Consider the following 17,266-nt stretch of genomic DNA (forward strand, 5'->3'; position numbering starts at 1 on the left):
CGTCTCCAATTACATCTATTTTCTAAACTTATCCATCAGTTTTAACAAAGCTCGGCCCTTAGGCAGGTTAACGATTTCTTCCCGCCGAATAGACCTGGTAACGAAGAGCAGGATGCAGTACACGGCTCCTGCTATGCTCACAGCCAATAAAGTGGCCAAAGCATTACCTAACACGCCCAAACAGACCCGGTGCACCAGCACCGCCGCCCCTGCCATCACCAAGGTAGACACGATTGGCTTCACATAAGTCAGCATAAGGTCAAATCGAGCCCCTGTATACTTTTTCACCGCAGCGACGTTCAAAGTGGCTGCAATCATGTAGGCCGCCACAGTACCGATGGCTGCGCCCTTTACATTGATAGACTCCACACCAGTCAAGGTGTAGGTGATGACTACTTTAGCCAGCGCACCAATAAAGAGGTTGCGTACCGGAATCATCTGCTTCCCCACTCCTTGCAGCACGCCGGTCAGCGTCTGCACCGTGGACAGGAAGATAACGCCAAAAGCCATGATAAACAGACAAGGTGCCGCGCTTAAAGCACTTTCCCGCTGCATGGGATACAACAGCAACATTATGGGTTCAGATAAGGCCATTAAGCCAAGGGCGCAGGGCAAACCGATGATAATAGCCATTCGCAGGCCCGTTTGCACATTCTCCCGTAGAAAGTGCATATCTTTCTGTTTGTAGGCCGCGGCCACTGCTGGCACCAAACTCATGGCTACTGCCTGAGTGAGCACTTGTGGGAAATTAATCAGCGGACCTGCCATGCCTGTCAGCTGACCATACATGCCATTGGCCTGAGCATAAGTCCAGCCCGTCTCCTGCAAGCGGCGCATAACGATACTTACATCAATGGCATTCATAATAGGCATGATAGCTGCACCGATGGTCACCGGGATGGCGATGATAAAAATCTTCGCTAAGATGCTGCTGCTCTTTTCTGTACTGCGTCTTTTAGTCCGCTGGATATTGTGTTCTAAGGACCCTCTCATGTACAAATAAATGAACACCACGGTTACTACTCCGCCGATGGCTCCCGCCGTAGCCCCAAAAGAGGCTCCTGCTGCCGCATGCTGCTTGCCATAGCTAATTAGGTAATACGCCAGAAATAACCCCACACCTACTCGACAAAACTGCTCGGTCACCTGAGAAACGGCCGTAGGCTTCATGTTCTGCATGCCTTGAAAGTACCCTCTGTATGCTGCCTGCATCGGCACAAACAACAGGGCCGGTGCGATGGCCATCATGGCCATTCTTGCTCCTGGATTGCCCATGAAGCCCACCAGCTGTTCTGCGCCAAAAAAGCAGATCGCTGCCGAAAAGATACCAATGCAGAACAGTAGGATAAAGGAGACGCGAAAGACCTTGTGGGCCTCGTAATAATCGTCTACAGCGATGCGTTCCGACACCATTCTGGATATGGCGATAGGAATGCCCGCCGTGGCCAAAGTCAAGAAGAGCACATATATAGGATAAGCTGTCTGATAATAGCCCATGCCCTCTTCTCCAATTAAGTTTGCCAAAGGAATTCTAAAGAATGCTCCCAAGACTTTTATTATTATGCCCGCAATTCCCAGAATTACGGCACCTTGAACAAAGGATTTTTTTGCCATCTTCTAAACTCCTTTTACAGCTGGCTCAAAATCTTTGCCGCCGCTTTATTTGTTTCAAATATTGTTTTCTCTATATCAATTGTCTTGTACTGTCCATCTTGATAGAGGACTTTGCCGTCTACCATGGTCATGACAATATCTCCGCCACAAGCAGAATAGACCAGATTGTTGGCCATATCATGGATTGGTGCAAAGTTTGGCCGCATGATGTCCAGCATAATTAAATCAGCCTTACAGCCTACTGCCAGCAAGCCGCAGTCTTCCCGTCCCTGAGACAAAGCTCCTGCTCTGGTCGCCGCATGGAGAGTCTGCACCGGTGTTACCGCCGTTGGGTCCTGATACTTTTCCTTAGCAGAAATCGCAAACACTTTCATCTCTTCTAAGAAGTTTAAGCTGTTATTACTAGCCACGCTGTCCGTTCCAATGGATACGTTGATGCCCCTTCTTAAAAGTTCCGGAACATTGCAAACACCACTGGCCAGCTTTAAATTGCTGATCGGATTGCTAGCTACCGTAACCCCCTTCTCCTTAATGATATCCATATCTTCTGGTTCAATCCAAACACAGTGAGCCGCTGTCGTTTTATTGTCCAGCAGTCCCAAACTATTTAAATACTGAATCGGAGTCAGCCCCCCGTGTCTAGCCTTACACTCTTCGTGTTCCAGCTTCGTCTCGGATACGTGGACATGCATGTTTGCACCGATGGACTTGGTATAGGCCGCCATCTGTTGAACCGTCTTCGGATTAGAAGTGTATTCAGCATGGAGGCTCATATCCACTTTAATCTTACCGCCTGCCGCGTTGTGATAATTGCCATACAGGGCTTTCATTTCTGCAAAGCTTTCCAGATCGTACAGATCCCCATCACTAAAATTAGTCACCCCTCTGCCTATATTGTTCTTGGCACCGGACTGTTCAATAGCTCTGGCCATATCCTCACAGAAGTAATACATGTCGGTAGTAGAGACAATACCAAAGCGCAGAGACTCGGCCATGGCCAGCAAAGTGCCCCAATATACGGCATTGCCGTCCAGCTTGGCTTCAAAAGGAAAGATCCGCTGATTCAGCCAATCTTGCAATGCTAGATTTTCTCCGTAACCTCGGAGCAAAGTCATCGGCGAATGCGCATGGGTATTGTAAAAGCCGCTCATCAGCAGCTTACCCTTTCCGTTGCGGTACACTTCACCGTAATCGCTGATTGGCATCTCCTTACCAATATAATCGACTTTATCATTTTTTATTCCTACGTACATGTTTTCCTGTATCTGCATATTTTCATCTAAAATTGAAATATTTGTAAATATCATTGAGAACCTCCTCTTTTCCTGTAGCTGTATCCAAACAGCAGTAAATCCGAAATTTACGTCAACACCGTACAAATCATAGGATTTATTATAACACACTAGCTTTTAAAGTTCACTCTTTTTCTCTTGATTGCCATGAATCTTTCCAGCTTTTGTCAAACTGATTTTTTCTTAAACTTGAGTATAAATTTTCCTCTGTTACAAACAATATGAATGAAAATTTAGCAAGAATTAAAAGTAACTTGCAAGTTAAACCAAAAGAGTATGTAGGAGGAATCATTTATGAAGGCAACAGGCATAGTTAGAAGGATAGACGACCTCGGCAGAGTTGTTATACCAAAGGAAATAAGAAGAGTCCTCAGAATTCGGGAGGGAGACCCCCTGGAGATCTACACCAGCAAAGAGGGCGAAGTTATCTTGAAGAAGTATTCTCCAATTAACGAACTGAGCCAATTTGCAGGTGAGTACGCCGAAACGGCCTCCAGTGTTCTGGGAAGCACCGTGGTCGTATCAGACACTGACCAGATTATCGCCGTTTCCGGTGGCATGAAAAAGGATTTATTAGATAAAAAAATCGATCATGAACTGGATCGGCTGATTCAAGGCAAAAACCGCCTGATGGAACAAAATCGCATTGTCGTACCGATTATTTCTCAAGGAGATTCCATCGGTTCCATCTCCATCCTGCCAAAGGACGACAAAGTCTTAGGAGATGCAGAATTGAAGGCCGCTGAAATTGGGGCCACATTCCTGGCCCGCCAGATGGAAAGTTGAAAAGGCTTCCTTGGAGGCTTGGCCAGCCCATCGGCCAAATATTCCACGAAAAATCGCACCCTGTTTGCAAGGTGCGATTTTTCGTGGTGCAATAAATAAAGCCAAAAGACATATGGACGAAGGATCCATCCTGATACCCCTTCATCTATTCTTCTTTCATGGTCTCCAGAACTCGAAGGGTTTCTGCCAGCTTATTAGTCTTTTCCATGGTGTAACGCACCATAGGCTTGACCCCACCATGAATGAATATCCGCATGCCAAATCGGTCGGACAAACGTCCATACGCCTGAGCTTTCAATGGATTTTCCGGCGCAAAATCAAAAATAATCCGATTTTGATCCTCATGGATTCGGGTGATACACAACTTTTCCGCCATGGAGCGGATTCTGGATACTTGAATTAGGTTCAGAGTCTCCTTTGGAATCTCACCGAACCGATCAATCAGTTCATCTATAATCTCTTCTTCGCCATCTCCGCTGTCAATGACCGCAATCTTCTTATACATTTGCAGCTTCAACACTTCGTCTGCAATGTAACGATCCGGAATATAAGCCGTAACCTGAAGCTCAATGGAGGTCTCTTCCCGGTCTGGATTGACGATTTCGCCGCCTAAAGCCCGCACGGCATCATCCACCAGCTTACAGTAAAGCTCATAGCCAATCATCATCATGTGGCCGTGCTGTTCCGTACCAAGCAGATTGCCGGCCCCTCGAATCTCCAGATCCCGCATAGCCACCTTGAATCCAGCTCCGAACTCCGTAAACTCCTTAATGGCCCGCAACCGCTTTTCCGATACCTCCGACAACACTTTGTCCCGCTGATACATGAGATACGCATAGGAAAGCCGGGTGCTCCGGCCTACCCGCCCCCGCAGCTGGTATAGCTGAGCCAGGCCCAGCCGGTCCGCATCCAGCATAATGATGGTATTAGCATTTGGAATGTCAATGCCGGATTCCACGATGGTAGTCGCCACCAGCACATTGCTCTCGTTGTTGATAAAGCGGATCATGATATCTTCCAGCTGATGCTCATTCATCTGCCCATGAGCTACTTCTACCCGGGCCTCTGGCACCAGCCGCCGAATCTGAGCCGCAATTTTGTTAATGCCAAGTACCCGGTTAAAAATGATGTAAACCTGGCCATCCCGAGCCAATTCCCGCTCGACCGCCGTGCGAATCAACTCATCTTCTTGCTCCAATACATAGGTCTGCACCGGATACCGTTCTTCCGGCGGCTCTTCAATTAAGCTCATGTTTTTGATGCCCACTAAAGACATATGCAGCGTTCGTGGAATAGGCGTAGCCGACATGGTCAGTACATCTACATTTTTACGCAGCTGCTTGATGGCCTCTTTGTGCTGAACCCCAAAGCGCTGCTCCTCATCTACCACCAGCAGCCCCAGGTTCTTAAAATGCACATCCTTAGACAACATGCGGTGGGTACCAATAACCAGATCCACGGTGCCCTTTTCCAACTGAGAGACAATTTCGTCCTGCTGTCTGTCACTTCGAAACCGACAGAGCATTTCTACCTTAAAAGGAAATTTCTCAAAGCGCTCTTTCAACGTCAGATAATGCTGATTAGCCAATATAGTGGTCGGCACTAAAACAGCTGCCTGTTTGCCTTCAGCTACGCACTTGAACAAGGCTCTGGCTGCTACTTCTGTCTTGCCGTAACCTACGTCACCGCAAAGAAGCCGATCCATAGCCACTGGCTGCTCCATATCGGCCTTAATCTCCCGAATGGCCCGCAGCTGATCGGTCGTCTCCTGGTAAGGGAAACTGTCCTCAAAATCTTTTTGCCAGACCGTATCCTCCGAAAAAGAGTAGCCCTTTTCCATCTGCCTGGCGGCTGTCAGCTCCAACAACTCCTTGGCCATATTGGCGATAGCCGCTTTAGCCTTGGCTTTAGTCTTTTTCCACTCGCTGCCGGAGAGCTTGTTAATCTTAGGGGATACTCCATCGGAACTGGCGTACTTTTGAATCAGATCCATCTGCTCTACCGGTACATACAACATGTCCTCACCGGCATATTTAATCTTTAAATAGTCTTTTTTAATCTTCTGAACCACCAACTGCTCGATGCCCAGAAACTTACCGATACCGTGGTTTTCATGGACCACGAAATCGCCTTTATGCATGTCGGAAAAACTCTGGATAGCCTTTCCTTTAGGCTTATTCTTCTTCGTTCTGCCCTGCTTCTGGTTGGTGAAAATATCTCCATCCCAGATGTAACATATCTTTTCCTCCGGAAACTCCATGCCCCCAGTGATGCTGCCCAGCTTAAAGGACAACTTCCCCGCCAATCCATTCCGATCCGCAAACTCTCTCAAGTTTTCCACCCGTTCCGGGGTGGAACATACCAACGTAATTTGGTAATTTTCTTGAATGTACCGCTTTAAAGCCTCTGCCAGCATATCCATGCGGCCGTTGAATACCGGCCCCTGCTTGCTGACAACATGATGGATTTCCGCTAAAGCTACATCTCCCTTGATGCGCTTTTGAAAAGGCGTAAACAGATAAACCTGTGGCTGCTGATATAGCTTAAAGTATTCCTTCTGATCAAAAAAGGCCTTATAGTCCTTGGGAATTACATAGCCAGCTTCAAGGAGCACTTCAAAGTCTCTCTTAAACTCCTCCACCCGAGCTTCCAGTGCCTCGATGACTCGGTCTGGATCATCTACCATGACTAGAGAATCTTCTGGCAGGTAATCCCACAGATAAACGGTTTCCTCATAAAAATAATGGATGTAATTCTCCAGCAGCTGAATATTAGTACGATTTTCTATATACTCCAGCAATTCATTTTTTCGCTTTTCCAGCTGATCCAGCCGATGATCCGGTTCTCTGCCTTCCTCTTGTTTGCCCAGCAAGCGCTTTCTATAGGCGGAGTATTCCTTATTAATCTTCTTTGCGGCTTCTTCGAAGACCTCTTTTTTAATCTGAAGCAGCTCCGCTGGAAAGACCTCTATACCCTCCAAGTTCTGAGACGCCCGCTGGGTATCTGGATCGAAGCTGCGGATGGAATCTACCTCCACGTCAAAGAGCTCCACCCGGTAAGGCTGCTCCCCATCCGGCGTGAAGACATCGATGATGCTCCCGCGAACACTGAACTGGCCCTTGGCCGCCACCATCGGCACACGCTCATAGCCCATAGCCACCAGCTGTTCTTTTGTCGCCTCCAAGTTCAGTTCATCACCTAGTTGTAGCTTGATGATATTTTTCTGAAAATGCTCCGAACCTGCCAGCTTCTTCAGTACCGCTGCCACCGGTGCCACCACGATGCAATCTTCCCCAGTAACCAGGGCCTTTAAAATTTTCAAGCGATCCAGCAACTCATGGTGGGTCTTTGCCTCATAACGGAGGAATATCTCACCCACGTCTGGCATAACATATACCTTTTTATGGGCAAAAAAAGACAGGTCTTCCCCCAGTCGTTTTGCCTTGATAGCAGATGAGGTGACCATGAGAACAGGTCCCCCGTGTTTTTCTGCAATATAGGCGCCGACAGGAGCTACCCGTCCTTCAGATATGCCGGATATGTTGATGATTTTATTATCACTCATTACCCTTTTCTTCTCCTGCAATTCCTCTTGTATTGTATTCATTCATCGCCTTATCTATGCCAAATTGTAAGAAGCATTCAATGGCATCCGCTGTGTGGACCACGGCCCCTTCAAAAATCTTCCTTTCCTCTTTGGTAAAGCTGCCAATTACAAAATTCACTAAATCAGCCTTTTTGTTGTTACCCATGCCGATTCGAATCCGTGGAAATTGATCAGACTGCAAGTCGTAGACAATAGACCGCATACCATTATGCGTACCGGCACTGCCTTTCTTGCGGATTCGCACACTCCCTGTCGGTATATCAATATCATCGTAAACCACCAGCAAATTCTCCGGCTCCAGCTTATAGTATTCCATCACTTCTCGGACGGAATTGCCGCTGAGATTCATATAAGTCTGGGGTTTGACCAATAAAACTTTTTGGCCGGAGATGTTTCCTTCTCCGACCAAAGCCTTATGTTTTATCTTCGTGATTTTAATTCCATGCCTGTCAGCCAGGTAATCCAGGGCGATGAACCCGATATTATGCCTGGTATTTTCATATTTTTTGCCTGGATTTCCAAGTCCAACAATTACATACATATTCTTATAGCATCCTTTTATTATGTCGACTAATCAAACAGCTTGCTGATGGAGTCGTTGGTGAAAATACGCATCATGGCCTCAGCAAACAATGGCGCTACGGAAAGCACCTTGATTTTGTCGATGACTTTTTCTTCTGGAATAGGTGTAGTATTCAGCAAAACCAGCTCCTTGATGGCTGAATCGGCAATCCGTTCAATCGCCGGGCCGGACAGGATTGGGTGAGTCGCACAAGCATACACTTCCTTTGCCCCCAGGCCTTTTAGAGCGTTAGCTGCATTGGTAATGGTACCGGCGGTATCTACCATGTCGTCCACCAGAATAGCCGTCTTGCCCTCAATGTCGCCGATAATATTCATAATCTCCGACTTGTTCGGCTCTGGACGTCTCTTGTCCACGATAGCAATCGGTGAGTTCAACGGCTGCGCCATGTTTCTGGCCCGAGTCACACTGCCGTGGTCCGGTGATACGATAACCAGGTCTTCTAAGTTCTTCTCCTGAAAATATTTAACTAAAATTGGCATACCCAGCAAATGATCTACCGGAATGTTAAAGTAGCCCTGAATCTGAGCTGCATGCAAATCCATGGTTACTACCCGGTCTGCTCCAGCAGCTACCAGCAAGTCTGCCACCAGCTTGGCTGTAATTGGGTCTCTGGCTTTAGCTTTTCTATCCTGACGGGCATACCCATAATATGGGATTACCGCGTTGATTCGTCCAGCCGACGCCCTTTTCATTGCATCGATCATAATTAAGACTTCCATCAGGCTGTTGTTCACCGGGTTACAGGTAGGCTGAACGATATACGTATCAACTCCCCGCACGGTCTCCCACAGGTTCGCTGAAATCTCTCCGTCGCTGAACGTGCTCACTGTAGCCTTACCCAAAGGCTTGCCCATAATCTTGGCAACTTCCTCTGCCAGCGCCGGGTGTGAATTCCCCGTAAAAATCTTAAAATCTGAAAATGCTCCGCTCTTCATTTGTTTTCTACACCTCTTTCTCTCTTCTCACTGCTTCTTTATGTATTGATGGACCTTATTTCTTTAAAAGCCCTCTGCGCGCTACCCAGCCTTCGATAATCTTCTCTTTGGCTCGGGCCACGTACAGGGCTCCCTTTGGCACATTCTTGGTTACCGTGCTGCCAGCTGCCACATAAGCGCCGTCCTCCACCGTCACCGGGGAGACAATGTTGGTATTACAGCCGATAAATGCTCCGTCACCGATGACGGAACGATGCTTGTTCTTCCCATCATAATTGACGAACACCACACCACAGCCCAAATTCACATCTTGCCCTACGTCGGAATCTCCAATATAGGTCAGATGCGAAGCTTTAGCTCCGTCTCCCATGGTGGAATTTTTTACTTCCACAAAATCACCCACCTTACAGTGGTTCCCAATCGTACTGTTTGGCCGCAGGTAAGCAAAAGGCCCCACCTTGGTATCGCTGCCAATCGTACTCTCCGTGACTACAGAACTCTGAATCTCTGTCCGGTCTCCCACGACAGAATCCAGGATGCGGCTGTTTTGGCCGATGACACAGTCAACTCCGATTATAACGCTTCCCTCCAAGGTAACACAAGGACAAATTACCGTCCCCGATCCGATTTCTACCTGCGGACCAATGTAGGCGGTCCTGATATCTATAAATTTCACCCCATTTTCCAGGTGCTTTTTATTTATTTCCAGCCGTTCCTCTTCTAACTCCAGACATTCTTCCATCGTCATACTGCTTCGTTTATCTCCTTCTATCCTTTTCCAAAATAATTTCCGCTACTTTGTAGATGTCTCCTGCGCCCATGGTGATAACCAGGTCGCCGCTCTGAGAATTGTTGACAACAAAGTTAGCAATCTCTTCAAAGTCACTGAAATAATACACATCTTTAGACGGATTGGCCCGCTTAATCTCATTGACCAGCTCCTTGGAACTGATTTTATAGACGTTCTTTTCTCTAGCCGCATAAATTTCTGCAAGAATAATTTTGTCTGCCTGCTGAAAAGACTCGGCAAATTCATCAAAGAGAGCCAAGGTTCTGGTAAACGTGTGCGGTTGGAACAGGCACCACAAATCTTTGTGAGGAATGTTCTGCGCTGCTGCCAGAGTTGCCTTAATCTCCGTCGGATGATGGGCGTAGTCGTCTACAATCTGAACGTTGTCAGAGGTTACGCCGATGACGTCAAACCGTCGCTGCGTACCCGTATAACTTTCCAGCGTGGACACCATGCTCTCAATTTCTACTCCCAAGGAATGACAGCAGGCAAAGGCTGCCAGGGCGTTTAAGATGTTATGTTCCCCAGGTATGGACAACTGAATAGTGCACAAGCGTTTTCCATCGTGATTCACGTAGAACTGAGGCATGCCAAAGGAGTTGAAAATGATATCCGTCACATAATAGGTACAGTTCTCATTGTAACCAAACGTGATGGCATCTGGCAGTTCCTTGACAATGCCATTGACAAAAGGATTCGCTTCATAGGCGATAATCTTGCCGCCATCTCCCACTAAATCCGCAAATTTTTTAAAGGAGCTGACAATGTGGTCTATATCCTTGAAGTAATCTAAATGATCGGAGTCGATATTCAGAATAATCTCAATCCGAGGTCGTAACCGGAGAAAGCTGTCCATGTATTCACAGGCTTCGGTAACAAAGTATTCGCTCTGGCCCACCTTCACATTACCGCCAATTTCCGATAAGTTGCCGCCTACTAAAATCGTCGGATCTTTCTGCGCCTTCTCCAGAATCAGCGAAATCATCGAGGTAGTCGTGGTCTTCCCATGGGTCCCAGATACCGCAATGCTGTTCTCATATTCCGACATGAGCACACCCAACATGTCTGCCCGAGTTATCGCTGGAACATTCAGCTCAGCTGCCCGAATCATCTCCGGATTATCCTGGGTTACCGCTGCGGAATAAACCACTAAGTCGGCCCCTTCCACGTTCTTTTCTCTTTGACCCAAAAAAATATGGGCACCCTTTTTCATCAGCCTGTCTGTTATCTCGCTTTCCTTCATATCAGACCCTGAAACAGTATACCCTCTATCCAGTAAAATCTCAGCGATAGCACTCAGGCCAATACCGCCGATTCCAATGCAATGTATATGATTATAATCGGATAAATTTATCACAGTTTATGCCTCCAAAAAATATATTTCATGAAACATGAAGTCGCACAAGAAACCACGCAAGCTCCTTGAGCCCGTGGTCCGTACGTTTTCTTTCCTTGTAACGAAGTTATTTCAATATAGAATTCATTATACCATATTTTACTCAAAAAAATCCTGTATTTTATTAAAATATTATTTATGGTAGAATAAAAGTTGAAAACACTTTGATTACGCAGGAGGAATTTTATGAAACGAGCGGAACGCGTAGCGGCCATCATTAAGATTTTGTCCGATACCCCCAACAAATTATACAGTCTAAACTATTTTTGTTCTCTCTTTGACGCAGCCAAATCCAGCATCAGTGAAGACCTACAAACAGCCAGACAGACTCTTCAGTCCGTGGACCTGGGCATTATCCAGACCATCGCCGGAGCTGGCGGCGGCGTCAAATATATTCCCCACATCTCTGACGAAAGCTGCCGGCAGCTCCAGGATGAGTTGTGTGAAAAACTTCGAGACAGCAGCCGCATTTTAGGCGGTGGGTTCCTCTACACTTCCGACATCATGTTTGATTCGGATATCGCCCGCCGGGCGGCCACCGTCTTTGCCCGAAAATTTCAAAATTACCAGGCCGAATACGTGGCCACCATTGAAACCAAGGGTATTCCCATCGCTACGATGACTGCCCACATGCTCAACGTACCGATGATTGTCATTCGACGGGAAAGTAAAATCTCAGAAGGCTCCACCTTAAGCATTAATTATTTTTCCGGGTCCTCTGACCGGGTACAGAAAATGTCTGTATCCAAGCGGGCGGTAGCCCCCGGTTCCAAGGTTTTGATTATTGACGATTTCATGCGGGCAGGCGGCAGTGTGAAAGGCATCAAGGATATTTTAGGGGAATTTGACGCGGAAATCGTCGGTACTGGTATTGTCATCGCCTCTACCGAACCAGACACGAAAAAAATCCAAGATTACTGCACTTTGCTGTACCTTGGTAAGGTGGATGAAAACACAAAAGAAATCCAAGTCTATAGCAATTGTCAGATTTTTTAAAAAACACTTATTTTTTAGTCAAAACTTCTTGTAATTTTTTTGGTGTCATTGTATAATACTGGCAAATGTCTAATTTATTAAAGTGTGCAGCATATTTTTTGTGGCATGAAAGGATGGTGACCAGATTTGAATATTACTGATGTAAGAGTTCGCAAGGTTAACGACGATGGAAAAATGAAGGCTGTTGTCTCTGTTACTTTTGATGATGAGTTCGTTGTACATGACATTAAAATCATCGAAGGGCAAAACGGGCTGTTTATTGCGATGCCTAGCAGAAAGATGGGCGAAGGGGACTTTAGAGATATTGCTCATCCACTGATTTCAGAGACCAGAAACAAAATCAAAGATGCAATCTTTGCCGAATACGAAAAGGTTCTGGAGGAGAAAGTTGACGCTGCTCCCGCAGAGTAGACCCTCCGATCAGGTTACATAGGTATTATAATATTTTAAATCTAAAGAGGAGCCATCTGACAACTGCCTCCTCTTTTTTCATCCAGTGATAAATATAATTTTTTGGGGTAAATATAGAATATATATAATAGATAAAGAAAGGATGGGCAATTTATGAAACGTGTTATCGTTATAGGAAACGGCCCGGCCGGCATTTCCGCAGCCCTGTACACCGTGCGCGCCGGCCTCCAGACCACCATCATCGGCAATGGCCTGGGTGCCTTAGGCAAGGCAGACAAAATTGAAAATTATTATGGGTTCGAATATCCCGTGTCCGGTACCCGCCTAGTAGAAACAGGTATCGCTCAAGCCAAACGGCTGGGAACGAAAGTGATGAAGGAAGAAGTTGTCAGCATCAGCAGTCAGACCGACGAATCGGACCAGTCCTCTGACAAACCAGCTTTTTTGGTAAAGACTGAAAAGGCTGCCTATGAGGCAGATGCAGTCATCCTGGCTACCGGCAGCTCCCGCACGGCACCGCCTATTCCCGGCCTTCGAGAGCTGGAAGGCAAGGGCGTCAGCTACTGTGCCATCTGCGACGCTTTTTTCTATCGAGGGAAGGATGTCGCCGTGCTGGGCAGCGGAGAATACGCCCTGAACGAAGTCCAGGAACTGCTGCCAATCGCCGGTTCCGTTACCCTGCTGACCAATGGAACCACCCCTTCGGTACCTTTTCCTAAAGAAGTTGCCGTAAAAACTCAAGCGATTTCCAGTTTAGATCCAGGCCCAGCCAATCCGCTCCTAGGCGGACCGGGAGCCCTGAGCTCCGCTACCCTAAGCGATGCCAGCAAGGTAGCTTTAAACGGACTCTTTGTGGCTTACGGAACAGCAGGAAGCACTGCTCTGGCCAGGAAAATTGGTGCCTTTACCGAGGGGAATAAAATTACAGTGGATGCTGGCATGGCCACCAATGTCCCTGGCCTCTACGCGGCAGGAGACTGCACTGGCGGCCTGCTGCAAATCGCCAAAGCCGTCAGCGATGGTGCTGTCGCCGGCACCTCCGTGGTCCGCTATCTGCGACGCTGATATATTCTTGTAAATTTGGTGATAAAGTCACAGAATCTGGGTATACAATATAGTATAATTACATCATAAGCTAACACAACAGGCAGAGGAGCTTTTAACGGCCCTCTAGAAATAGAAAATAAGGAGAAAAGCTATGGCAGCATTAACAGTAACAAAAGATAATTTTCAGACAGAAGTAATGGAATCCGACAAGCCGGTCCTCATCGACTTTTGGGCCTCTTGGTGCGGACCTTGCAAGATGGTCTCCCCTATTGTCGATGAAATCGCATCGGAAGTCTCTACCGCTAAAATCTGTAAGGTCAACATCGACGAGCAGCCGGAGCTGGCCAGTGCCTTCAATGTAATGAGTATTCCTACACTGGCGCTCATTAAAGAAGGCAAAGTGGTAGACGTGGCTGTAGGCGCCCGTCCGAAGAAGGATATCGTATCCATGCTGGAAAAATAAACTTCCTTGCCATGAAGAGACATAACCTAGCTGACTTTACCTATAAAAACTATAATAAAAAACAGAAGCTTTTCTCAATTGCGCTTCTGTTTTTTTGTGGCATTAAAAAAGCCTAGCAGGAACAATCCTCTACGAAAGGGTTAGGACCATTTCATATTGTCCCCCAACATTTTCGCTGCCCATACGTTCTAAAAAAGCTCTTGTGCTTTGAGAAGTATCATCAACATTGATAAAACTTAAAATATTGGACTTCGTATTCTGCATTAATGCTGCAAGAATCTGCGTGGCAATGCCCTGCCGTCTATACTCCTGGCAAACAGCCAATTGGGGAACATCCCCTGTTGCCTTACCAACGATACCATAACCGATGAGCTTTGTATTGCGTCGTAAGACTGCACAGGTAAATTCCTCGGCTACAGCATGGATGGAGCGGACGGAATTCTGCCATGATGGTTTAAAATCCCAGAACGCCTCTAATGCTTTCCAGTCCTCAGAAGCTATTTGAGGGATAAGTTCAAGGTCATTAGCCGTCAGATTTAAGGGATTTGTAATTTTGTTCAACTGATAAACGGAAAAGGTACGGGTGACCCTGAAACCCTGGTTATAATATAATTTAAAGGCTGCGGTATTATCTTGTAGAACCTCTAGCAGATATTGCTCCACATTTTGCCGGGCTAACACCTTAAGGACCTGTTCAAAAAGGCCGCTTGTGATCCCTTGTTTCCTGTATACAGGTATCACCCCGGTTCCGGTATCATAAGCCGTCAGTTTGCCATCCCACGGACGCAAGCCATTTAAGATAAAGCCTATTGGTTCATGAGCCGAGTTAGAGAATGCACCCAAGGATATCTCGGGTGCAAAGCCTCTTCTTTTCATCATAATTTGAAAATCTGAGAGCGATAAATCTACTTGCACCTGGTAATCAGAGAATGCTTTTAAAAAGGCCTGATGTATTATTGGAAGCTTGGTACTTCCCAGTACTTTAAAGTCCATATTTAACATAGATACTCTTCCCCCTCTGCTTTTACTTTACTATCATTGACTTCAGAACAGAACTCTTTTCTTTCAGCGTAATAGCACGACGGATAAATTGACGGCGAACAATCTTTTAAAGAAAAAAAGCCGTAAGACAATACATCTTACGACTTTTCACAAAAACTAAAATCACTTTATTTCTACAATATCTTATTAAACAGTATAATTATCAAAATAGCCCTGAATATACACAATCGGCGTACCCTTATCCCCACTGCCAGAAGTCAGGTCACAGAGAGAACCAATCAGGTCTGTCAATCTTCTCGGCGTAGTTCCCTGAGCCGCCATGGAATCTCCCAGATCGCAGTTCTTGTTCTTGATGTATTCCGAAATGGCCGCCTTCAGTTCATCACCGCTCAGATGGGCAAAATCGTTATCCGCCAGATACTTAATCTTTACTTCATTAGGGGTTCCCTCCAGCCCTTCGGTATATCCCGGAGACACCACCGGATCAGCCAGTTCCCAAATCTTTCCTACCGGATCCTTGAAAGCGCCATCTCCATAAACCATCACCTCAATCGTCTTTCCGGTCTTTTCCTTAATCTCTGCCTGCACACTCTTGACAAACTCTGTGCAATCGTTAGGGAACAGCTTGACCGTATCCTCTGTAGCTTTGTTGGAGCCTAAAATGCCGTATCTGCTGTTGAATCCGCTTCCGGACACGCTTTCGTTCAGCAGGTCGTCCAGCCCTAATACAATCTCAGCTCCTGCGTCCCGCAGAATCCGTTTGCTGCGTTCTCTAGTGTGGATATCACAGGTCAACACCTTTTTAGTGTACTGGAGAATAGTCCGGGGATTGTTGGCAAAAATAATCTCTACTTCTGCGCCTGCCTCTTCTATTAACTTTTTGTAATAGTTCACATAGTCCATGCCCGTAAAGGTATGTCTTGATTTGCCGAAGAGCGTTTCAAACTGTTCCTGAGTCAATACATCCGTATACGGATTGATATTCTTTGCATCCAGTAAGTCAACATCTACCAGATGGTTTCCCACCTCATCGCTGGGATAACTCAACATGAGTACAATTTTCTTGGCTCCCTGAGCGATGCCTTTCAAACAGATAGCAAATCGGTTCCGGCTCAAAATGGGGAAAATCACCCCGATGGTCTCCCCGCCCAGCTTCTTTCTCACATCCTCTGCCAACTGGGATATGGTGGCATAGTTGCCCTCAGCCCGAGCGACTACAGCTTCTGTAACCGCCAGCACATCCCTGTCTTGAATTTGAAAATCATGGTTTTTTGCGGCTTCCAGCAATACATTCACTACAATGCTCTTTAAATCATCGCCCTGTCTGATAATAGGCGCTCTTAAACCTCTGGAAATGGTACCTACTCTTCTTTCCATCAAAAACTCCTTCTCCTTTGATAGCTTTCTTTTCTGGTGCTATTCTGATTCTACAATCTTTTTATTCTATAAATTTTTTAAAGAATTCAATAATAAGTTCAGCTGTAAATCGTCGGACTGCTCTTGGTCCTCCTCCTTAGCTGATGCAAAAATCTCCTGCATATCCCACTGGTGGCGCAGCATCTGCAATCTGGCTGCCAGATAAGCCTGCTCTGTGCTCATCTCTGAAAAATCCTGATTCCCCAAGAGCTTGTCCACTCCTGAAGCAGAAGATTTGGCTGACTGCAACGGCTGATTCGGCAGCTGCAAGTCCTCTCCCATATAGCCATATATTTTTTTTATGTAGTTCTGTGTTTCTTTAAAGGGCGGCACCCCTCCATACTTAGCCACGTTGCCCGAACCTGCGTTGTAGGCGGCCAGAGCCAACGTGATATCGCCGTCATAGGCTTTCAACTTCTGAGAAATGTAGTTGGCTCCCCCCATGATGTTCTGCTCCGGATCATAGGCATCCACTACTCCCAAGGCCTTGGCCGTAGCTGGCATCAGCTGCATGATACCCATAGCCCCACATTTAGACACGGCGTTGGCGTTAAAGCCTGATTCCGCCTTGGCCATAGCCTTTAACAGCTCTACCGGCACATCATACGTATCTGCCGCTTTGTTAAAGATGTCTTCCAGACTGCCAGAATCGGTATTTCTCCTTGCGCTTACGTCACCAGAAGTACTTGACAGCCATTGCTGCCGCTGGTTTTCCGGTAAGATTTTATTTAAGGTCTGCTGAAAATCCGGTTCATTTTCTTTGAGCAAAGCCCCAGTGGTCAGACTCAGGCCGCTTCCTTTTCCATATTGACTATTCAGATTGACTCGATCTATGCTCATGTCAAGCTCCTATCCTTGCTACTATAAATGGCCTTTTCTCCTATTGTACCATACTTCATCCGGTTCTCCAAACATTTGTTTTAAG

Annotated in this window: 15 protein-coding genes; 5 read left to right on the forward strand and 10 right to left on the reverse strand. The window is 46.5% G+C overall.

The features are described from left to right. Positions 1–15: 15 nt before the first annotated feature. Both Ami103574_RS09885 and Ami103574_RS09890 read right to left on the reverse strand, forming a co-directional pair. Positions 16–1,614, reverse strand: coding sequence for a putative polysaccharide biosynthesis protein (locus Ami103574_RS09885; protein WP_163066860.1), 1,599 nt, complete (start codon positions 1,612–1,614; stop codon positions 16–18). A 14-nt stretch (positions 1,615–1,628) separates the two neighbouring features. Next, the gene (locus tag Ami103574_RS09890; protein WP_163066861.1) at positions 1,629–2,921 is read right to left on the reverse strand and encodes an amidohydrolase family protein; all 1,293 of its coding nucleotides are present in this window, start codon (positions 2,919–2,921) and stop codon (positions 1,629–1,631) included. Between the two features lie 279 nt (positions 2,922–3,200). Here Ami103574_RS09890 and Ami103574_RS09895 point away from each other — a divergent pair, with 279 nt between their 5' ends. Further along, positions 3,201–3,692: a stage V sporulation T C-terminal domain-containing protein gene (locus tag Ami103574_RS09895; protein ID WP_163066862.1), complete on the forward strand. Its 492-nt coding sequence runs from the start codon at positions 3,201–3,203 to the stop codon at positions 3,690–3,692. Between the two features lie 145 nt (positions 3,693–3,837). Here the strand turns inward: Ami103574_RS09895 and mfd are convergent, their stop codons facing one another. Genes mfd through murC form a run of 5 tightly spaced genes read right to left on the reverse strand, consistent with a single transcriptional unit; the run spans position 3,838 to position 10,967 of the window. Next, entirely contained in the window at positions 3,838–7,257 is a 3,420-nt protein-coding gene (gene mfd / locus Ami103574_RS09900) for a transcription-repair coupling factor (protein ID WP_163066863.1), read from the reverse strand. Continuing rightward, positions 7,250–7,840 carry an aminoacyl-tRNA hydrolase gene (gene pth / locus Ami103574_RS09905; protein ID WP_163066864.1) on the reverse strand — a complete coding sequence of 197 codons (591 nt, stop codon included), beginning with the start codon at positions 7,838–7,840 and terminating at the stop codon, positions 7,250–7,252. The genes mfd and pth overlap by 8 nt, the downstream gene beginning before the upstream one ends. Before the next feature lie 29 nt (positions 7,841–7,869). Beyond that, positions 7,870–8,820 (reverse strand): ribose-phosphate diphosphokinase, encoded by a 951-nt coding sequence (locus tag Ami103574_RS09910; protein ID WP_163066865.1) that lies wholly within the window; start codon positions 8,818–8,820, stop codon positions 7,870–7,872. Between the two features lie 55 nt (positions 8,821–8,875). Beyond that, entirely contained in the window at positions 8,876–9,568 is a 693-nt protein-coding gene (locus tag Ami103574_RS09915; RefSeq protein WP_163066866.1) for a DapH/DapD/GlmU-related protein, read from the reverse strand. A gap of 10 nt (positions 9,569–9,578) precedes the next feature. Then, a complete protein-coding gene (gene murC / locus Ami103574_RS09920) occupies positions 9,579–10,967 on the reverse strand; it encodes a UDP-N-acetylmuramate--L-alanine ligase (RefSeq protein WP_163066867.1) in 1,389 nt (462 codons plus the stop codon). Between the two features lie 225 nt (positions 10,968–11,192). Between murC and purR the strand changes: the two genes are divergently transcribed. The 4 genes from purR to trxA all read left to right on the forward strand — a co-directional run bounded on the left by purR (position 11,193) and on the right by trxA (position 13,923). Beyond that, positions 11,193–12,002, forward strand: a complete 810-nt coding sequence (gene purR, locus Ami103574_RS09925) for a pur operon repressor (RefSeq protein ID WP_163066868.1) — start codon at positions 11,193–11,195, stop codon at positions 12,000–12,002. A 126-nt stretch (positions 12,003–12,128) separates the two neighbouring features. Further along, entirely contained in the window at positions 12,129–12,413 is a 285-nt protein-coding gene (gene spoVG, locus Ami103574_RS09930) for a septation regulator SpoVG (protein WP_163066869.1), read from the forward strand. 153 nt (positions 12,414–12,566) lie between these two features. Next, positions 12,567–13,478: an NAD(P)/FAD-dependent oxidoreductase gene (locus tag Ami103574_RS09935; RefSeq protein WP_163066870.1), complete on the forward strand. Its 912-nt coding sequence runs from the start codon at positions 12,567–12,569 to the stop codon at positions 13,476–13,478. 133 nt (positions 13,479–13,611) lie between these two features. Further along, complete coding sequence (gene trxA, locus Ami103574_RS09940; RefSeq protein WP_163066871.1) at positions 13,612–13,923, forward strand: thioredoxin; 312 nt, start codon at positions 13,612–13,614, stop codon at positions 13,921–13,923. 129 nt (positions 13,924–14,052) lie between these two features. Here trxA and Ami103574_RS09945 read toward each other — a convergent pair whose 3' ends face one another. The 3 genes from Ami103574_RS09945 to Ami103574_RS09955 all read right to left on the reverse strand — a co-directional run bounded on the left by Ami103574_RS09945 (position 14,053) and on the right by Ami103574_RS09955 (position 17,181). Then, the gene (locus tag Ami103574_RS09945; protein WP_246213121.1) at positions 14,053–14,925 is read right to left on the reverse strand and encodes a GNAT family N-acetyltransferase; all 873 of its coding nucleotides are present in this window, start codon (positions 14,923–14,925) and stop codon (positions 14,053–14,055) included. Positions 14,926–15,111: 186 nt separating this feature from the next. After that, positions 15,112–16,302 (reverse strand): coenzyme F420-0:L-glutamate ligase, encoded by a 1,191-nt coding sequence (locus Ami103574_RS09950; protein ID WP_163066872.1) that lies wholly within the window; start codon positions 16,300–16,302, stop codon positions 15,112–15,114. Between the two features lie 66 nt (positions 16,303–16,368). After that, the gene (locus Ami103574_RS09955; protein ID WP_163066873.1) at positions 16,369–17,181 is read right to left on the reverse strand and encodes a lytic transglycosylase domain-containing protein; all 813 of its coding nucleotides are present in this window, start codon (positions 17,179–17,181) and stop codon (positions 16,369–16,371) included. Positions 17,182–17,266 lie beyond the last annotated feature (85 nt).

Origin of the sequence: Aminipila butyrica, from assembly GCF_010669305.1 — a bacterium.
GTDB classification, from domain to species: domain Bacteria; phylum Bacillota; class Clostridia; order Peptostreptococcales; family Anaerovoracaceae; genus Aminipila; species Aminipila butyrica.